Origin of the sequence: Bradyrhizobium sp. (assembly GCF_030654605.1) — a bacterium.
Classification (GTDB): domain Bacteria; phylum Pseudomonadota; class Alphaproteobacteria; order Rhizobiales; family Xanthobacteraceae; genus Bradyrhizobium.
The window spans coordinates 1-1702 of the sequence record NZ_JAURXB010000265.1; the positions used below are offsets into that span (position 1 = coordinate 1).

At 65.7% G+C, this 1702-nt stretch carries 2 protein-coding genes; both read right to left on the reverse strand.

Annotated elements, in window-relative coordinates; genetic code table 11:
• Positions 1–967 (reverse strand): arginase (rocF, locus tag Q7U29_RS23890; protein ID WP_304745446.1); only part of this gene is annotated, 967 nt, incomplete at its 3' end.
• On the reverse strand, positions 968–1702 hold a 735-nt coding region (locus Q7U29_RS23895), incomplete at its 5' end, for an acyl-CoA thioesterase II (RefSeq protein ID WP_304745447.1).

Here is a 1702-nt window from a genome sequence, read left to right on the forward strand (position 1 = left end):
TGTCGGGAAACACCGCATTGCTGGGCGTCGGACGGTCGGTGATCTGCAGGCCGAACAGGCTGCCGATCAGTTCGACCGCGACCCGCGCGGTGCGGCCACACTCGTCGAGGAACGGATTGAGTTCGACGATATCGACCGAGCGCACCAGTCCGGAATCGTGCAGCAGTTCCATGACGAGGTGCGCCTCGCGATAGGTGGCGCCGCCCGGAACGGTGGTGCCGACACCGGGCGCCACCGCGGGATCGAGGAAATCGACATCGAAAGACACATGCAGCACGCCGCCCTGCGCCTTGACCCTTTCGATCAGCCGCCGGATCAGGACGCCGACGCCGAACTCGTCGATCGCGCGCATGTCGGCGGTCGCGATCCGGCGGTCGCGGACCATCTCCTTTTCAGGCGGATCGATCGAGCGGATACCGAACAGGTCGAGCCGGTCGGTGGGGATCGAGACGCGGGGCTGGTCGCCGAGCAGGCCGTCGAGGCCGGGCTCACCGGTGAGGAACGCTGCGGACATGCCGTGCATGTTGCCGGTCTCGGTCGTGTCGGGCGTGTTGTAGTCGGCATGGGCGTCGAGCCACAGCACGAACAGCGGCCGGTCCTGTTGTTTCCAGTAACGCGCGACGCCGTTCACCGACCCCATCGACAGGCTGTGATCGCCGCCCATGAAGATCGGAATGGCGCCCGTGCGCGCGAGCTCGAAGGCGCGTTCGCTGAGCGCGCGAATCCAGGTTTTGATCTCGTCGTAATATTTCGCATGGGCCGGCGGCGGCCCCTCGGCGGGCGAAACTGCTGATATCGCGAGATTGCCGTGATCCTCGACCGCAAATCCCAGTTGCCTCAGCACGCGGCCGATGCCAGCCGTGCGCAGTGCATCGGGCCCCATCAGCGTGCCGCGTTGCGAGGCGCCGATCTCGAGGGGAATGCCGAGCAGGGCAATGCGCGAAGTGCCAGCGTTGGTTTCGGACATCTACGCCTTGAAATATGCGATCTGGGTCGTGGTCGCGAGCAGCCGGCCGCTCGGCGACCAGAGTTCGCCGTGCTGGTCGCCATAGCTCTTGTGAAAGATTCTCGCGTCGGCGATGGCGAGCACGCGGCTGGTATCCTCTGCGGCGAGCTCGTCCGTGTCGGCGTGGAAATAGGTCGTCAGCGACACCGTGCCGAACGGCACGAACTCGCGCCTGACGTGAAAGATGCGGGCGAAGAATGCATCCGACATCGACATCAGCGACAGCATGTCGATGGTCCTGGGAACGCGGTCGCCGATCCACACCTTGGAATAGGCGCTCGCCGGCTCGGCCTGTGGCGTCGCTCCGGCCAGATCCGGATTGCCCTCGATGAAACGAAAATCATACTGGTTGGCCCAGGATGCCTTGATCTTGGGATAGGGCCTGATCTGTTCGAATGGCGTGGCCTGCGGAAACGGCGCCGGCTGGTGCGACCACGACGGACGTCGTTCGGCGAACACGGCGGTCGCCAGCGTCGCCACCTCGCCGCCCTCTTGCGTCAGCTCGACGCACCAATGCTGCGACGACCGGTTGGCCTTGACCAGGCGAAGGTCGAGATCGAAGGCGCCGGCCGCGATCGGCGCGCAGTAGTTGACGGTGAGGGCGAGCGGCGTGCCTGATCGCTCCGGATGATCGATCAGCGCCCGCAGGATGGTGGCGGCGGTGGCGCCGCCGAACGGGCCGACAAAGGCCCAGTA